This is a genomic window from Nonomuraea glycinis, assembly GCF_014646515.1.
Taxonomy (GTDB): Bacteria; Actinomycetota; Actinomycetes; order Streptosporangiales; family Streptosporangiaceae; genus Nonomuraea; species Nonomuraea glycinis.
Genome location: NZ_BMNK01000014.1, coordinates 239268 through 254297 on the forward strand (window position 1 = coordinate 239268; position 15030 = coordinate 254297).

Here is a 15030-nt window from a genome sequence, read left to right on the forward strand (position 1 = left end):
TGCGCCGCATGATTCGTCACGTGGTCTTGCTCACCTGGTCAGAGGACGCCACCGACAAGCAGAAGGCCGCGCTGGCGGCCGAGCTGGCCGAGCTCCCCGGCCGGATCCCCGAGATCCGCTCCTACAAGTTCGGCCCCGACGCCGGCATCAACCCCGGCAACCACCACTTCGGGATCGTCGCCGACTTCGACAACGAGGCCGACTACCTGGTCTATCGGGATCACCCGGCGCATCGAGAGCTGATCCTCGGGTTCATCACGCCGATCCTGGAGAGCCGGGCCGCCGTGCAGTTCACCTTCTAGGCGGGCCTCAGGCGTCCGGCGGGTTGTTCTCGCGGTGCATCAGCCGGTTGTCCGAGGTCTGGCCGCGCCTGGGCGCCAGCACGACGCTCAGCACGATCCCCACGCCACCGACGATCATGAAGATCAGGCCGATGATGTCCATGTGCACGCTCTCGCCGAACACGTCGGGCTCGATCGCGAATCGCAGGATGGCGCCGAGCGTGAGGAAGAAGATGCTGACCCCGACACCCATGAAAGCCTCCTGAGTAAAGCGTGCGTACGCCCCCGGTCATACCCGAGTATGGGCGATCACACCCGCCACTTGGCAGGCCCGCCGGGCGACGGCTCCGTAACGGCGAACGCCCGCTCCGGGATCGGAGTGGGCGTTCTCCCTGACTGCCGCGGGAGGCAGAGGGTTCAGAAAGCCTCCTCCGGAAGGTCCATGACCTCCAGGCCGGTGGCGGCCAGCACCTGACGCTCGGCGGTCAGGCGGGGCAGCACGGTCTTGGCGAAGAACGACGCGGCGGCGACCTTGCCCCGGTAGAAGGCGTCCTCGCCGTCGGTCAGCTTGGCCAGGGCCACCTCGGCCTGGCGCAGCAGCAGCCAGCCGATCACCAGGTCGCCCAGCGCGAGCAGGAACCTGGTGGAGTTCAGGCCGACCTTGTAGACCTCGGAGGGCGACTCCAGCGAGCCCAGCGCCCAGCCGGCCATCGTGTCGCCCATGGCCTTGATGTCCGCGGCGGCCTCGGCGAGCAGCTTGCGCTCCTCCTTCAGCCGGCCGTTGCCGGCCTCGGAGGCGGCGAACGCGTTGATCTCGCCCAGCAGCGCGCCGATCGCGGCGCCCTGGTTGCGCAGGATCTTGCGGAAGAACAGGTCCAGGCCCTGGATCGCGGTCGTCCCCTCGTACAGGGAGTCGATCTTCGCGTCGCGGATGTACTGCTCGATCGGGTAGTCCTGCAGATAGCCCGAGCCGCCGAGCGTCTGCAGCGAGCGGGAGAGCAGCTCGTACGAACGCTCCGAGCCGACGCCCTTGACCACCGGCAGCAGCAGGTCGTTCAGCGCCTGCGCGTGCTCGTCCGCCGGATTGACCTGGATGGTGTCCTGGAGGGTGGCGGTGTAGAGCACCAGCGCGCGCATGCCCTCGGCGTACGACTTCTGCAGCATGAGCTCGCGGCGTACGTCCGGGTGGTTGATGATGGGCACGCGCGGGGCGGTCTTGTCCGACATCTTCGTCAGGTCGGCGCCCTGCAACCGGGACTTGGCGTACTCCAGGGCGTTCAGGTAGCCGGTGGACAGCGTGGCGATGGCCTTCGTGCCGACCATCATGCGGGCGTGCTCGATGATCATGAACATCTGCTTGATGCCCTCGTGCACGTCGCCGATCAGCCAGCCGATCGCCGGATGCTTGTCGCCGAAGGTGAGCTCGCAGGTGGTGGAGACCTTCAGGCCCATCTTCTTCTCGACGTTGGTGACGTACACGCCGTTGCGCTCGCCCAGTTCGCCGGTCTCCAGGTCGACGTGGAACTTGGGCACCAGGAACATCGACAGCCCCTTGGTGCCGGGTCCGTGTCCCTCCGGGCGGGCCAGCACCAGGTGGAAGATGTTCTCGGTGAGGTCCTGCTCGCCGCTGGTGATGAAACGCTTGACGCCCTCGATGTGCCAGGTGCCGTCAGGCTGCTGGACCGCCTTGGCGCGGCCGGCGCCGACGTCGGAGCCCGCGTCCGGCTCGGTGAGCACCATGGTGGCGCCCCAGTCGCGCTCGATGGCCAGCTCCGCGAAGCGCTTCTGCTCGGGGGTGCCGACCTTCCACATGGTGTAGGCGAAGTTGGGGCCGGCGGCGTACATGTAAAGGGCCGGGTTCGCGCCCAGGACCAGCTCGGCCGTCGCCCACGCCAGGCTGCGCGGGATGCCCGCGCCACCGAGGTCGGCGGGCAGGTCGAAGCTCGACCAGCCGCCGTCGATCAGCGCCTGGTAGGACTTCTTGACGCCGTCGGGGAGGGTGACCGACGAGGTGGCGGCGTCGAACACCGGCGGGTGGCGGTCGCCCTCCTCGAAGGAGTCGGCGAGCACGCCGGTGGCCAGTCTGTCGGCCTCCTCCAGAATGCTGCGGGCAGTGTCCTCGTCCACGTCCGCATAGGGTCCGCTGCCGAGGATCTCGCGTCGACCGAACACCTCGAAGAGGTTGAATTCCAGGTCACGCACGTTGCTCTTGTAGTGGCCCATGGTGCAGATCTCCTTGAACCGAGGTCTTTACGTACTCGCCAGTAACCTTACTTGAAATGCTACCCGCGAGTAACCATGGATATGCATGGCATGCTCTCTCCATGGACGCCGAAGAACTCGCCGCGAAGTGGCGGGAGCGCCTGGAATCCTGGGCCATTCCGGAGGAGATCCTGGCGCAGGCCCCGGTCGATCCCTGGACCTATCCACTCGCCCAGTTCACCAGCCGCACCGACAGGGTGCTCGCCGCGCCGGACGACAGCCCCACGACGGCCCGGGTGGCCGAGGCGCTGCCCGACGGCGGCACCCTGCTCGATGTCGGCTCCGGCCCCGGCGCCTCGTCACTCCCGCTGCGGGACCGGATCGGCCACCTGTGGGCCGTCGACCTCTCCGCCGAGATGCTCCAGGAGCTGTCGGCCAGGGCCGACAAACTGGCGGTGCCGGCCACCACCGTCGAAGGCCGCTGGCCCGACGTGGCCGCGCAGGTGCCCGAGGTGGACGTGGTGGTGTCCGCCCACGTGGTCTACAACGTTCCCGACATCGCGGAGTTCCTGCGCGCCCTCGACGCCCGCGCCCGGCGCCGGGTGGTGCTGGAGCTGCCGCACCGCCACCCCATGAGCTGGCTGGAGCCCCTCTGGAAGCACTTCCACGGCGTCACCCGGCCCGTCCGGCCGGTTGCCGAGGACTGTGTGGCCGTGGCGGCCGCTCTCGGCTTCGCCGTGCGCGTGGAGGAGCGTGAGGCCCCGCTGGAGCGCTTCGACTCCCTGCAGCACCTGGCGGCCAGCGCGTGCCACCGCATCTGCCTCGACCCGTCGCGGGCGGACGAGGTGGCGCGGACGGCCCTGGAGATGGGCATGTGGCCGCTGCCCCGCGACCGTTGGGCGACCCTTTGGTGGGAATGACCGGGATCGGGGCGGCGTTCTTCGAGTGAGCTCAGCTCCCGGACGAGATGCGCCGTACCCGGCAGGCCAAGACGACGCGCCGCACTGTCGTCTCGTCTGAAGGAGTCATTCCATGGCCTGGATCGTTCTCGTGCTCGCCGGCCTCGCCGAGGTCGTCATGGCCCTGTCGCTCAAGCTCAGCAACGGCTTCACCCACGCGTGGTGGACCGTCTCCTTCCTGCTCACGGCCGTGCTCAGCTTCGGCCTGCTGGCCTACGCGCTCAAGTCGCTGGAGGTGGGCACCGCCTACGCGGCCTGGACGGGCATCGGCGCGGTGGGCACGGCCGTGCTCGGCATGCTCATCATGGGCGACCAGGTCACGGCGGTCCGGCTGATCTCCATCGCGCTCATCGTGGCCGGCGTGGTCGGCCTCAACCTCGCGGGCGCGCACTGATCGGTTTGACGCTGTAAGCGGTGTCGCGGTTGGGTGGCTCAATGATCGAGATTCATGCGGTGACCATCGACTGCGCGGACCCGTACGAGCTGGCGTCCTGGTGGAGCCGGGCCACGGGGCTTCCCCTGGGAGAGGGGGACGTGCCGGGCGACGACGAGGTGATGCTGCGCACCGAGCGCGACCCGTTCGTGCTGTTCATCCGGGTGCCGGAGGCCAAGACCACCAAGAACCGGGTGCATCTGGACGTCAACGGCACCGAGGGCCGGACCCGCGACCAGGAGGTCGAGCGGCTGCTGGGCCTGGGCGCGACGATCTTCGGCGACCACCGGACCGCCGAGGGCGCCGGCTGGGTGACCATGCTCGACCCCGAGGGCAACGAGTTCTGCGTCTGCAGGAGCGAGGCTGAGAGGGGGGTGCCGCAGTGATCGCCGCAGGGCTCAGCGGGCGGAGCGCGCCCGGCCCTGCATCGTGAGCGCGAGGATCGCGGCGATCATGTAGACCAGCGCGCCGTGCCAGCCCGCCTGGAACGCCGAGCCGATCACCCCTTCGCCGTCGAGCACGAGCTGCACCGGATAGTCGAGCACGGCGGTGATGCCGGCGGGCACCAGCGCGAACTTCCACGGGTGCCGCAGCGCCCAGAGGCGCGCCTGCCGGGTCACCCGGTCGCCCTCCTCCGGCTTGGCGATCGAACCGATGGCCGCGATCAGCGCGAACAGGCTGATGCCGAGCCCCAGGGCCCACACCAGATCCCCGCCACCGGTGATCAGGCCCATGCCGAAGCTGACGGCGCTGACGGCGCCACCGCCGATGACGGCGGCCTTCCAGGGCGCACCGCGCAGCGCGGCGCCGGACAACGAGACTTCGTCGCGTCGGGTGATTTCGTTCATGACCCCAGCGTGCCTTTCCGGACCCCCGGATCGCATCGGGGACAGACCCTGATATCAACCCTGGTACGTGCCCGCCCCCGCAGCCCCGGCGGGTCTCACGAACGCAGTGGGCGGAAGAAGTCGCGCAGGTCGGTGCCCAGCGTGCCGGGGACCTCCAGAGCCGGGAAGTGCCCGCCCTCGGCGTGCTCACGCCACCACACGATGTTCTCGCTCCGCTCGGCGAGCGCGCGTACCGGAAGCACGATCTCGTACGGGAAGCACGAGACGCCGGTCGGCACCACACCACGGCCCGGGACCGGCCCCGCCAGGGCGTTCTCGCGGTAGAACTGCGCGGCAGAACCGGCCGTACCGGTCAGCCAGTACAGCGCGATGTCGGCGAGCAGCACGTCATCGCCGATGCGGTCCCGGCGGCGGGGATCGGTCCAGTCGTGGAAGCGTTCGATGATCCACGCCAGCAGGGCGGTGGGCGAGTCGGTCAGCGCGTAGGACAGCGACTGGGGGCGCGTGCGCTGCAGGTGCTCGTACGCGCCGAACTCCGCGGCCCACTTCGCGTACCCCGCCAGCCGGGCGTCGTCCTGCGGGGACAGTGCCTCCTCCGCTGCGCCAGAGGGCGGCGTCGGCAGATAGTTGACGTGGACGCCGACGACCGACCGCGGCGCGAGCCTGGCCACCCGCCGCGAGATGCCGGCGCCGAGGTCGCCGCCGTGCACGCCGTAGCGCTCGTAGCCCAGCCGCGCCATCAGCACGGTCCACGCACGGGCCACCCGCTCGCCGTTCCAGCCGGGTCCCGACAGCGGCGAGAAACCGAAGCCCGGGATGCTCGGCACGACCAGGTCGAACGCCTCGTCGTGCCCGCTCAAGGGCCCGGCGAGGTCGGCGAACTCCAGGAATGATCCCGGCCAGCCGTGCGTGGCCAGCAACGGCAGCGCTCCCGGCACGCCGGACCGCACCCACAGGAAGTGGATCGTCTGCCCCTCCACCACGGTCGTGAACTGCGGGAGCTCGCCCAGCCGCGCCTCCAGCTCGCGCCAGTCGAATCCGGTGCGCCAGCGCTCGGCCAGCTCCCGCACCCGAGCCACCGGCGCACCGCCCCGCCATTCCTCGTTCGGCAACTGGTCGGGCCATCGCGTGCGGTCGAGCCGCGCACGCAGGTCCGCCAGGTCGCCGTCCGGCACGTGTACCCGGAACTCCGAGATCTCTGATCCGCTCACCATGCGCTCCGCTGTACCTCATCCGTGTGTCCGGTGAGCCGAGCTTAGGTGCCCGCCGCAGGGAGGTTCGCTCCTGACATGATTTGTCCATGCGAGACATGGGGATTGAGCGGCTCGGACCGGACGAGGGGGAGCGACTGCGGGCGATCCGGCTGCGGGCGCTCCGGGACACGCCCGAGGCGTTCGCGTCGTCGTACGAGAGAGAAAGCGCGTTCCTGCCCGACCAATGGGCGGAAAGGCTGAAAAATCCGGAATCGCGGTGGATGGTGGCCACGACCGGCGGGGCCGACGTGGGGCTGGTCTGCGGCAAGGCCGAGGAAGGGCGGATGCACCTGCTGGCCATGTGGGTCGCTCCGGAGGCCAGGGGCGCCGGTGTGGCCTCGCGACTGGTGGACGCCACCGTCGCCTGGGCCCGCGAGTACGGCGCGGGGGAGGTCGAGCTCTGGACCGTGGACCAGAACGACGCCGCCATAACCCTCTACACCCGCAAGGGCTTCACCCCCAGCGGCAGAACCATGGCCCTGCCGTCACGGCCGCACCTCATGGAGTCCCACTACGTCCTGTCCCTGCTCTTCCGCCAGGCGCGCAGGCAGGACGTCCCGGCGATCGTCGCGATGCTGGCCGACGACCCGCTGGGCGCCGAGCGCGAGGGCGACCCGGGCGACGAGCGCTACCTGGCCGCCTTCGACAGGATCGACGCCGACCCGCACGACGAGCTGATCGTCGCCGAGCGGGACGGCAAGGTGATCGGCACGATGCAGCTCAGCTACCTCGCCGGGCTGTCCCGCCTGGGCGCGGAGCGCTGCCAGATCGAGGCGGTGCGGGTGGCGGCCGCCGCCCGCGGTCAGGGCCTGGGCCGCAGGATGATCGAGTGGGCCGTGGACCGGGCCAGGGCGCGGGGCTGCGCGATGGTGCAGCTCACCTCCGACAAGTCCCGCACCGACGCGCACCGCTTCTACGACTCGCTCGGCTTCACCGCCTCGCACGAGGGCTACAAGCTCAAGCTGGGCTGATCTCGACCAGGTTGTCGTGGTAGACCGCCCCCCTGCCCAGGTCGGCGTCGCGCTCGCCGACGACCGCGTTCGGGTTGGCGCCGCCGGGGCTGAGCTTGGGCCAGCGTCCCTTGGGCGTGGCCACAACCCCGCGCGCCACCCGGTCGCTGACCTCCACGTCGGCCAGGAACGCGCCGCCCGCGTTGTGCACCCGCACCCGCTGCCCGCCGACCAGCCCGCGCGCCTCGGCGTCGGCCGGGTTGACCAGCACCACCGGATCCTTGGCCCGCCGCCGCAGCTCCGGATTGCTGCCGAAGCTCGTGTTCAGGAACAGGTGCGGCGCGGGAGTGATCAGGGTCAGCGGGTACGGCCCCGCGCCGGCCGTACGAGCGGACAGGGACGGAACGTACGCCTTGCCCGGCGGCGGGAAGCGCAGCCGGCCGGACTCGGTCGGGAAGCCCTCGGCGAACGGCGTGAACGGCTCGGGATAGTTCATCCGTACCCATCCCTCCTTGCGCAGCCGGTCGACCGTGATGCCCTCCAACGAGGGATGACCACTGGACAGCAGGCTCTCGGCCAGCTCCAGATCGGAGTCGAACAGCGCCGGCTCGGTCATCCCCATGTGCGCGGCCAGACGGCGGAAGGTCTCCGTGGTGGACAGGCACTCGCCGGGCGGCGCCGCGGCGGGCTCGTTCCACAGCAGGTAGAGGTGGCCGTAGCCGGCGTGCAGGTCCAGGTGCTCGGTCTGCATGGTGGCGGGCAGCACGATGTCGGCGTAGTCGACCGTGTCCGTGGGGAACTGCTCCATGACGACGGTGAACAGGTCCTCGCGTTCGAGCTGCTTCCTGATCCCGTTGCTGTCGGCGGTCGAGCCGACCGGGTTGGCGGCGTACACCCACAGGCACTTCACCGAGTCCGGCTTGGCGAGCTCCGAGGCCAGCCGGGTCATCGTCAGCGTGCGCACCGGCGCGGGCAGCAGGTCCTCGCGGGTGTCGATGGTGAGGTGGACGTGGTCGCTGGTGGAGTAGGAGACGCCGCCGCCGGGGTGGCGCCAGTCCCCGGTCACGCCGGGAATGGCGGCGATCGTGCGCATCGTGGTGCCGCCGCCCTCGTTGCGCTGGATACCCATGGTGGCGCGGATGGCGGTGGGCCTGGTGTGCGCGAGCCGCATCCCCAGGCTGTGGATGTCCTCGGCCGGGATGCCGGTGATCTCCGCCACCGTCTCGACCGGATATCTCAGGATCTCCTCGCGGAAGCCCTCCCAGCCTTCCGCGTGCCGGGCCAGGAACTCCTCGTCCTGCGCGCCCTCGGCGAGCACCACGTTCAGCAGGCCGAGCGCGAGCGCCGCGTCCGTGCCGGGCCGGATCGCCAGATGCTGGTCCGCCTGGTCGGCCGTACGGGTGCGGATCGGGTCGATGGCCACCACGTACGCGCCGTTCGCCTTGGCGTCCTGGACGAACTTCCAGAAGTGGTGCCCGCTGGTGAGCGGGTTCGTCCCCCAGAGCAGGATGAGCCTGGCCTGCGCGAAGTTCTCCGGGTCCATGCCGCCCGCGCTGCCGTTGGTCAGCCGCAGGCCGCTGTTGCCCGCCGCCGAGCAGATGTTCAGCCAGTGCTTGGCGGCGCCCAGCGTGTTCCAGAACCGGCGTCCCGCCACCCCCTCGCAGCCCTGCAGATAGCCCAGCGTGCCGGTGCCGAGGTAGGGCCAGATCGCCTGGCCGCCGTGCTCGGCGACGATGCCGCGCAGCCGTACCGAGATCTCCTCCAGCGCCTCCTCCCAGCTGATCCGCTCGAACCGGCCGGACCCCTTGGGGCCGACGCGGCGCATCGGGTGCAGGATGCGGTCGGGCGCGCGGGTCTGCTCCAGGTAGCGGTTGACCTTCACGCAGAGCGCGCCGCGCGTGTAGGGATGGTCCGGATTGCCGCGCATCCTGACCGGCCGGCCGTCCTCGACGGTGACCACCCAGGAGCAGGTATCCGGGCAGTCCAGCGGACAAGCTCCCAAAACACTCAATTCGCCCGACATGGGCGACAGTTTATGTGGGGCCCATCAGCGCGCCAGAGGCGAGCGCACGGTAGAAATCAGAGGTGAAGGGTGAGCGTCCCACCGTGTAGCCTGCCAACCGCTTTGAATCGCCGGGGGATGGGCAGGTCACACGCGTCCGGACCCGGGTCACGATCCGGGACGCAGGTGTCCAAGGATCCTATGGTCTGGCCGGGAAGGTGCAGAATCACTGTCGGTGGCCGATATCAGAGAACGCGAAGACGCGGAGGATCTCTCAAAGGAGGATCCCGCCGTGGACTCAGCGCGCGCTGACGCGGACGTCTACGTAGTCGAGCCGCTGCTTCCGCAGCGCCTGCGCCGCCCCTCCGACCTGCTCCGGCTGCTGGCCACCCTGCTCACGCTCGGCGCGGTGATCCTCCTCGCCCTGGTCGCCAAGCAGACGCTGTACGGCCTGGAGATGGACGTCACGGAGGGCACCACGCTGGTGCCCCTGCTCAGCCGGACCGCCACCTTCGTCGGCGGCGCGGCCGTGCTCATCGTGCCCGTCGCCTTCGCCGTCGAACGCGTCTTCCACCGCGACGGCCTGCGCGTCGCCGAAGGGCTGATCGCCGCCATCATCGGCATGGTCGGCTCCTTCCTGATCGGCCAGTGGCTGCTCGCCGGCCACGTCGACGACCTGACCCAGCTGCTCACCGGCGGCCGCTCGATCGAGCCGCTCAACACCCTGCTCATCTCGGTCATCGCCTACACCACCGCGGTGCGCATCTCGCGCCGGCCCACCTGGCGCGCGCTCATGTGGACCGTGATCGCCCTCGACATCCTCGCCCTCTACTCCGGCAGGCAGATCACCCTGCCCGGCGCCATCGTGGCGGTCCTGGTCGGCATGGTCATGGGCTACGCCACCCTCTACGGCGTCGGCAGCCCCAACACCAGGCCGCCGGGCAACGCCGTGGTGGCGGCGCTGCGCAAGCTCTCGTTCTCGCCGGTGTCGGCCCGCCGCATCGACGACGACCACCAGGGCAGCCGCCGCTACGCCGTCGGGCTGGCCGACGGCACCACCCTCGACGTCACCGTGCTCGACCGTGACCGCCAGGTGGCCGGCCTGCCGTACCGGCTGTGGCGGCGCTTCCGGCTGCACTCCGAGACCAGACGCAGGGCCATCAGGTCGCTGCGGGCCGAGCTGGAGCGCGAGGCGCTGATGGCCTACGCGGCGCAGGCGGCCGGCGCCAGCACGCCGCGCCTGATCGGCACCAGTGAGATCGGCACCGAGGCGGCCCTGCTCGCCTACGAGCACATCGACACCAGGCCGCTCGACGAGGTGCCCGACGCTGAGATCACCGACGACGTGCTGGCGCAGATCTGGGAGCAGGTCTCGCTGCTGCAGATCCAGCGGCTCGCGCACCGGAGGCTGACCGGCGACGGCATCCACCTCGACCCGGCCGGCCGAGTCGTCCTGACCGATGCCCGCAGCGGCGAGATCGCCGCCGGGGACCTGCTGCTCCGGCTGGACATCGCCCAGCTCCTCACCTACCTGGCGCTGCGCGTCGGCGCCGAGCGGTCCGTCGGCAGCGCCGCCGCGATCATGGGGTCCGACACGCTCGCCACCGCGATGCCGCTGCTCCAGCGCATCGCGCTGACCCGGGAGACCCGCTCGGCGCTGGCGAAGCAGAAGAGCCTGCTCGCCGCCATCCGCGAGCAGATCGTGGCGCTCAAACCGCAGGGCACGATCGAGGAGATCCGCCTCGAACGGTTCAAGCCGCGCACCCTGGTGACCATCATCGTCAGCACCCTGGCGGCCTACTTCCTGCTCTCCCAGCTCAGCCGGGTCGACGTGATCCAGGTGGTCACCACCGCCAACTGGGGCTGGTCCGGGGTGGCGCTGGTCGCCTCGTTCGTCAGCTTCTGGGCCGCCGCGCTGATGCTCAGGGGTTTCGTCCCCGAGGCCCTGCCGCTCTGGCGGACGGTGCTCGTCCAGTTCGCCGCGTCGTTCGTCAAGCTGGTGGCCCCCGCCGCGGTCGGCGGCGTCGCGATCAACACCCGCTACCTGCAGAAACGCGGCATCTCCCCGGGCCTCGCGGTGACCAGCGTCGGCGCCTCGCAGTTCATCATGATGGTCTTCCACATCGCGCTGCTGCTGCTGTTCGCCTACATCACCGGCTCCAACACCGCCACGACCTTCACCCCCTCCCGCGGCCTGGTGGTGGTGATGCTGGCCGTCGCCCTGCTGATCGTCGTGCTGTTCGGCGTCCCGCCGCTGCGCAGGATGATCACCAGCAGGACGCACCGCCTGTTCTCCAACGTGCTGCCGCGCCTGCTGGACGTCCTGCAGTCACCGCGCAAGCTGATCGAGGGCTCGATCGGCACCCTCATGATCACCATCGCGTTCGTGATCTGCCTGTACGCCTGCGTCCAGGCCTTCGGCGGCACCATCGACTTCACCACCGTCGCGGTCGTCTACCTCACGGCCAACGCGATCGGCTCGGCCGCGCCCACACCTGGTGGCCTGGGCGCGGTCGAGTACGCGCTCACGCTGGGACTGACCGTGGCGGGAGTGCCCGCCGAGCTGGCCACCTCCGCCGTGCTGCTGCACCGGCTGCTCACCTTCTGGCTGCCGGTGCTGCCCGGCTGGGCGGCCTTCACCTACCTGCAGCGCAACGAAGCCCTGTAACCGACCACGAGATTCTGCTGACCACGAGGCCTTGCCGGTTACGCGGCCGTCGCCCCCGTGATCTCGTCCACCGCCTTGAGCTCGTCCTCGGTGAAGGCCGGGCCGTCCACGCACGCCACGTTGTCCTCAAGCTGCCGCACACTGCTGGCGCCGATCAGCACACTCGTCACCCGCGGGTCCCGCAGCGTCCACGACAGCGCCATCTGGGCCAGCGTCTGCCCCCGGCCACGGGCGATCTCGTCGAGCCCGCGCGCCAGGTCGCGATCGATCCGGTCCTCGCTGAGGAACCTGCTGGTGGCCGCCCGCGAATCCGCCGGCACCCCCTTCAGGTAGCGGTCGGTCAGCAGCCCCTGCGCCAGCGGCGAGTACACGATGCAGCCCATGCCCGCCTCCTCCAGCACGTCCAGCAGCCCGTCCTCGATCCAGCGGTTGATCATCGAGTAGGACGGCTGGTGGATGAGCAGCGGCGTGCCCAGCTCCCGCATGATCCTGGCGGCCTGGGTGGTCTGCTCCGCCGAGTAGTTGGAGATCCCCGCGTACAGCGCCTTGCCCGAGCGCACGGCCCGGTCCAGCGCCCCCATCGTCTCCTCCAGCGGCGTGTCCGGATCCGGCCGGTGGCTGTAGAAGACGTCGACGTACTCCAGCCCCATCCGCCCCAGCGACTGGTCCAGACTGGCCAGCAGGTATTTGCGCGACCCCCACTCGCCGTACGGGCCGGGCCACATGTCGTAGCCCGCCTTGCTGGAGATGATCAGCTCGTCCCGGTAGGGGGCGAAATCCTGCTGGAAGATCCGCCCGAACGTGCGCTCCGCCGACCCGTACGGCACGCCGTAGTTGTTGGCCAGATCGAAGTGCGTCACCCCGAGGTCGAACGCCCGCCGCAGGATCGCCCGCGAGTTCTCCACCGGGCGGTCGTCCCCGAAGTTGTGCCACAGCCCCAGCGACACGGCGGGCAACTTCACCCCGCTCCTGCCACTGCGGTTGTACGGCTGCCGCTCGTAGCGGGCCTCGTCTGCCTGATAGGTCATGCCGTGCTTCCCTTCGTGCCGCGCTCGATGATCCAGGAAAGGGCGAACGCCTCCTCGTGCCAGGCGTCGTAACGTCCGCTGCGCCCGCCGTGACCCGCCCCCATCTCCGTCTTGAGCAGGAACGGTCCGCCGCGCGCGGTGGCCCGCAACCTGGCGACCCACTTGGCGGGCTCGTGGTACATCACCCGGGTGTCGTTCAGGCTGGTGATCGCCAGGATCGGCGGATACTCCCGCTCGTCCACGTTCTCGTACGGCGTGTAGCTCTTCATGTACGCGTACACGTCCGCGTCGTGCAGAGGGTCGCCCCACTCGTCCCATTCGATCACGGTCAGCGGCAGCGACGGGTCCAGGATGGTGGTCAGCGCGTCGACGAACGGCACCTCGGCCACCACGCCCGCGAACTCCTCGGGCGCCAGGTTCACCGCGGCGCCCATCAGCAGCCCGCCGGCGGACCCGCCCCTGGCGATCACCTCCGCACTCCAGCCCGAGCGCTTCAGGTGCCGGGCCGCCGCCACGAAGTCGGTGAAGGTGTTCTTCTTCTTGGTGAGCTTGCCCTCGTCGTACCAGCGCCGGCCCATCTCACCGCCACCGCGCACATGCGCCACCGCGAAGACGAACCCGCGATCCAGCAGGGAGAGCCTGGGCACCGAGAAGCTCGGGTCGATGGAGGTCTCGTAGCTGCCGTAGCCGTACAGGACCGTCGGGGCCGGCCTGCCGGTGTCCTTGCGCTTGACGATCGAGATGGGGATCTCGGTGCCGTCCTCGGCCGTGGCCCACTCACGGAACTGCTCGTAGTCGCCCGGGTCGTAGCCGCCGAGCACCGGCTTGCGCTTCAGCAGGATGAGCTCGTGGGTGGCCAGGTCGTAGTCGTACACGCTGGCCGGGGTGACCATGCTGGTGTAGGCGAGCCGGAGCCGGTTGGTGACGAACTCCGGGTTGCCGACCGGCCCCACGTCGTAGAGCGGCTCGGGGAAGTCGATCTCGTACGAGGGCTGCTCGTCGTACGGCAGCACGCGCAGGCCGGTCAGGCCCTCGCGGCGGAAGTGGACGACCGCGTGGCCGGCGAACGCGTCGATCTCCAGCAGGCGGGTGTCGTCCCGGTGCTCGATCAGCGGCGTCCACGTGCCGGGGTCGTCGAGCGGGGCGGTGGCGAGCTCGAAGTTGCGCGCGCCGTCGTTGTGCAGGACATAGAAGAAGTCACCCGCGTGCTCGACGCCGTACTCGACCCCGGTCTTCCTCGGGCGCACGACCTGGAACTCGCCCGTGGGGTCGGCGGCGTCCAGGATGCTGACCTCACTGGTGATCTTGCTGCCCGCGCCGAGCACCAGGTAACGCTCGCTGCGGGTCAGGCCGATGCCCACCCAGTAGCGCTCGTCGGCCTCCTCGTGGACGAGCACGTCCTCCTCGGTGCCGAGGGTGTGCCGGTAGACCTGGAACGGGCGCCAGGCGTCGTCCACGCGCGTGTAGAAGAACACCGAGCCGTCGGCGGACCAGGCGCCGCCGTAGAAGATGCCTTCGATCACGTCCGGCAGCTGCTCACCCGTCGTCAGGTTCTTGAACCGCAGGTTGAAGCGCTCGTCGCCGGTGAAGTCGGTGGAGTAGGCCAGCATCGTGCCGTCGGGCGAGATGGAGCTGGTGCCCATGGAGAAGAACGGACTGTCACCCGCCAGCTCGTTGCCGTCCAGGACGACCTGCTCACGCTCCAGGCGCTCGCCGACGGTGATCTCCGGAGGGGCGTCCCCGTCGGCCGGCACCCGGCAGGAGACGGCGTACTGCTTGCCCTCCTCGGTGCGGCTGAAGTACCACCAACAGCCTTTACGGCTGGGCACCGACAGATCGGTCTCCTGAGTGCGGCCCTTGATCTCCTGGAAGACCTGCTCCTGGAGATCGGCCAGATGAGCCGTTCGCTCCTTGAGATAGGCGTTCTCCGCCTCCAGATATGCGATCGTCTCCGGATCTTCTTTGTTGGTAAGCCATGCGTACTCGTCGATCACGGTGTCGCCGTGATGGGTGCGCTCAGCCGGAACCGTCTTCGCCACAGGGGGCGTGTTGCTGCTCACGGGGGGAGTCTATGTTCGGCCGTGATCGATTCGTGGCCTGCCGCGTTCCTGAAGCCGTCACGAGCGGTCCGGACCCGCTGCTAATCTTTAGGAGTCGACGCAGTGCGGCGCAACCACTCTCTCTCACTCAGGTGACTTTGATGTGGGCTGCGCACCTGTGACGATAACTCCTTCTGGCACGACGCTCCGAAGATCGGTTCGCAGAACCTTCCAAGGGCTGGTAAGTTAGAGGGGTTGTCCCGGAAGCGGGGCGATGGTTATTCCTGAAGGTCGAGCGGCTCCTGTCAATTTGACAGGGACTTGAACGGCTGACAGGATTAAGACATAACAGAACACGAAATGAGCG

Annotated in this window: 13 protein-coding genes, 1 pseudogene and 1 riboswitch; of the genes and pseudogenes, 7 read left to right on the top strand and 7 right to left on the bottom strand. The window is 69.5% G+C overall.

The features are described from left to right. Positions 1–8 precede the first annotated feature (8 nt). Positions 9–302 carry a Dabb family protein gene (locus IEY87_RS32780; RefSeq protein ID WP_189142693.1) on the top strand — a complete coding sequence of 98 codons (294 nt, stop codon included), beginning with the start codon at positions 9–11 and terminating at the stop codon, positions 300–302. Positions 303–309: 7 nt separating this feature from the next. Here IEY87_RS32780 and IEY87_RS32785 read toward each other — a convergent pair whose 3' ends face one another. Together IEY87_RS32785 and IEY87_RS32790 are read right to left on the bottom strand one after the other, a co-directional pair. After that, a complete protein-coding gene (locus IEY87_RS32785; protein WP_189142694.1) occupies positions 310–534 on the bottom strand; it encodes a DUF6458 family protein in 225 nt (74 codons plus the stop codon). 164 nt (positions 535–698) lie between these two features. Continuing rightward, positions 699–2504 (bottom strand): acyl-CoA dehydrogenase, encoded by a 1806-nt coding sequence (locus IEY87_RS32790; RefSeq protein WP_189142695.1) that lies wholly within the window; start codon positions 2502–2504, stop codon positions 699–701. Between the two features lie 101 nt (positions 2505–2605). Between IEY87_RS32790 and IEY87_RS32795 the strand changes: the two genes are divergently transcribed. The 3 genes from IEY87_RS32795 (at position 2606) to IEY87_RS32805 (ending at position 4261) form a co-directional block, all read left to right on the top strand. Further along, a complete protein-coding gene (locus IEY87_RS32795; protein ID WP_225277839.1) occupies positions 2606–3403 on the top strand; it encodes a class I SAM-dependent methyltransferase in 798 nt (265 codons plus the stop codon). A 24-nt stretch (positions 3404–3427) separates the two neighbouring features. Then, positions 3428–3484, top strand: a riboswitch (guanidine-III (ykkC-III) riboswitch). Between the two features lie 31 nt (positions 3485–3515). Further along, positions 3516–3836 carry a DMT family transporter gene (locus tag IEY87_RS32800; protein ID WP_189142697.1) on the top strand — a complete coding sequence of 107 codons (321 nt, stop codon included), beginning with the start codon at positions 3516–3518 and terminating at the stop codon, positions 3834–3836. Positions 3837–3877: 41 nt separating this feature from the next. Next, positions 3878–4261 carry a VOC family protein gene (locus IEY87_RS32805; protein ID WP_189142698.1) on the top strand — a complete coding sequence of 128 codons (384 nt, stop codon included), beginning with the start codon at positions 3878–3880 and terminating at the stop codon, positions 4259–4261. Positions 4262–4273: 12 nt separating this feature from the next. On the opposite strand, the gene IEY87_RS32810 is transcribed toward IEY87_RS32805, so the two are convergent. Both IEY87_RS32810 and IEY87_RS32815 read right to left on the bottom strand, forming a co-directional pair. Beyond that, the gene (locus tag IEY87_RS32810; protein WP_225277838.1) at positions 4274–4723 is read right to left on the bottom strand and encodes a hypothetical protein; all 450 of its coding nucleotides are present in this window, start codon (positions 4721–4723) and stop codon (positions 4274–4276) included. 95 nt (positions 4724–4818) lie between these two features. After that, on the bottom strand, positions 4819–5937 hold the full coding sequence (locus IEY87_RS32815; RefSeq protein ID WP_189142699.1) for an epoxide hydrolase family protein: 1119 nt from the start codon (positions 5935–5937) through the stop codon (positions 4819–4821). A 95-nt stretch (positions 5938–6032) separates the two neighbouring features. On the opposite strand from IEY87_RS32815, the pseudogene IEY87_RS46110 reads away from it, so the two are divergent. Further along, positions 6033–6434 (top strand): annotated as a pseudogene (locus tag IEY87_RS46110) (GNAT family N-acetyltransferase); the annotation flags it as partial. Positions 6435–6476: 42 nt separating this feature from the next. Continuing rightward, on the top strand, positions 6477–6947 hold the full coding sequence (locus IEY87_RS46115; RefSeq protein ID WP_225277878.1) for a GNAT family N-acetyltransferase: 471 nt from the start codon (positions 6477–6479) through the stop codon (positions 6945–6947). On the opposite strand, the gene IEY87_RS32825 is transcribed toward IEY87_RS46115, so the two are convergent. Continuing rightward, on the bottom strand, positions 6934–8949 hold the full coding sequence (locus IEY87_RS32825; RefSeq protein WP_189142701.1) for a molybdopterin-containing oxidoreductase family protein: 2016 nt from the start codon (positions 8947–8949) through the stop codon (positions 6934–6936). The two genes, IEY87_RS46115 and IEY87_RS32825, sit on opposite strands and share 14 nt — an antisense overlap. 271 nt (positions 8950–9220) lie before the next feature. Here IEY87_RS32825 and IEY87_RS32830 point away from each other — a divergent pair, with 271 nt between their 5' ends. Then, entirely contained in the window at positions 9221–11596 is a 2376-nt protein-coding gene (locus tag IEY87_RS32830) for a lysylphosphatidylglycerol synthase transmembrane domain-containing protein (RefSeq protein WP_189142702.1), read from the top strand. Positions 11597–11634: 38 nt separating this feature from the next. On the opposite strand, the gene mgrA is transcribed toward IEY87_RS32830, so the two are convergent. Continuing rightward, on the bottom strand, positions 11635–12624 hold the full coding sequence (gene mgrA / locus IEY87_RS32835; protein WP_189142703.1) for an L-glyceraldehyde 3-phosphate reductase: 990 nt from the start codon (positions 12622–12624) through the stop codon (positions 11635–11637). After that, on the bottom strand, positions 12621–14684 hold the full coding sequence (locus IEY87_RS32840; RefSeq protein ID WP_189142704.1) for a S9 family peptidase: 2064 nt from the start codon (positions 14682–14684) through the stop codon (positions 12621–12623). The genes mgrA and IEY87_RS32840 overlap by 4 nt, the downstream gene beginning before the upstream one ends. Positions 14685–15030: the final 346 nt, after the last annotated feature.

What these genes read in the sequence shown, in the direction of transcription:
- IEY87_RS32810 (WP_225277838.1), bottom strand. Translation starts at nt 4,723, where the DNA reads ATGAACGAAATCACCCGACGCGACGAAGTCTCGTTGTCCGGCGCCGCG.
- IEY87_RS32825 (WP_189142701.1), bottom strand. Translation starts at nt 8,949, where the DNA reads ATGTCGGGCGAATTGAGTGTTTTGGGAGCTTGTCCGCTGGACTGCCCG.
- IEY87_RS32780 (WP_189142693.1), top strand. Translation starts at nt 9, where the DNA reads ATGATTCGTCACGTGGTCTTGCTCACCTGGTCAGAGGACGCCACCGAC.
- IEY87_RS32800 (WP_189142697.1), top strand. Translation starts at nt 3,516, where the DNA reads ATGGCCTGGATCGTTCTCGTGCTCGCCGGCCTCGCCGAGGTCGTCATG.
- mgrA (WP_189142703.1), bottom strand. Translation starts at nt 12,624, where the DNA reads ATGACCTATCAGGCAGACGAGGCCCGCTACGAGCGGCAGCCGTACAAC.
- IEY87_RS46115 (WP_225277878.1), top strand. Translation starts at nt 6,477, where the DNA reads ATGGAGTCCCACTACGTCCTGTCCCTGCTCTTCCGCCAGGCGCGCAGG.
- IEY87_RS32785 (WP_189142694.1), bottom strand. Translation starts at nt 534, where the DNA reads ATGGGTGTCGGGGTCAGCATCTTCTTCCTCACGCTCGGCGCCATCCTG.
- IEY87_RS32805 (WP_189142698.1), top strand. Translation starts at nt 3,878, where the DNA reads ATGATCGAGATTCATGCGGTGACCATCGACTGCGCGGACCCGTACGAG.
- IEY87_RS32790 (WP_189142695.1), bottom strand. Translation starts at nt 2,504, where the DNA reads ATGGGCCACTACAAGAGCAACGTGCGTGACCTGGAATTCAACCTCTTC.
- IEY87_RS32815 (WP_189142699.1), bottom strand. Translation starts at nt 5,937, where the DNA reads ATGGTGAGCGGATCAGAGATCTCGGAGTTCCGGGTACACGTGCCGGAC.
- IEY87_RS32795 (WP_225277839.1), top strand. Translation starts at nt 2,606, where the DNA reads ATGGACGCCGAAGAACTCGCCGCGAAGTGGCGGGAGCGCCTGGAATCC.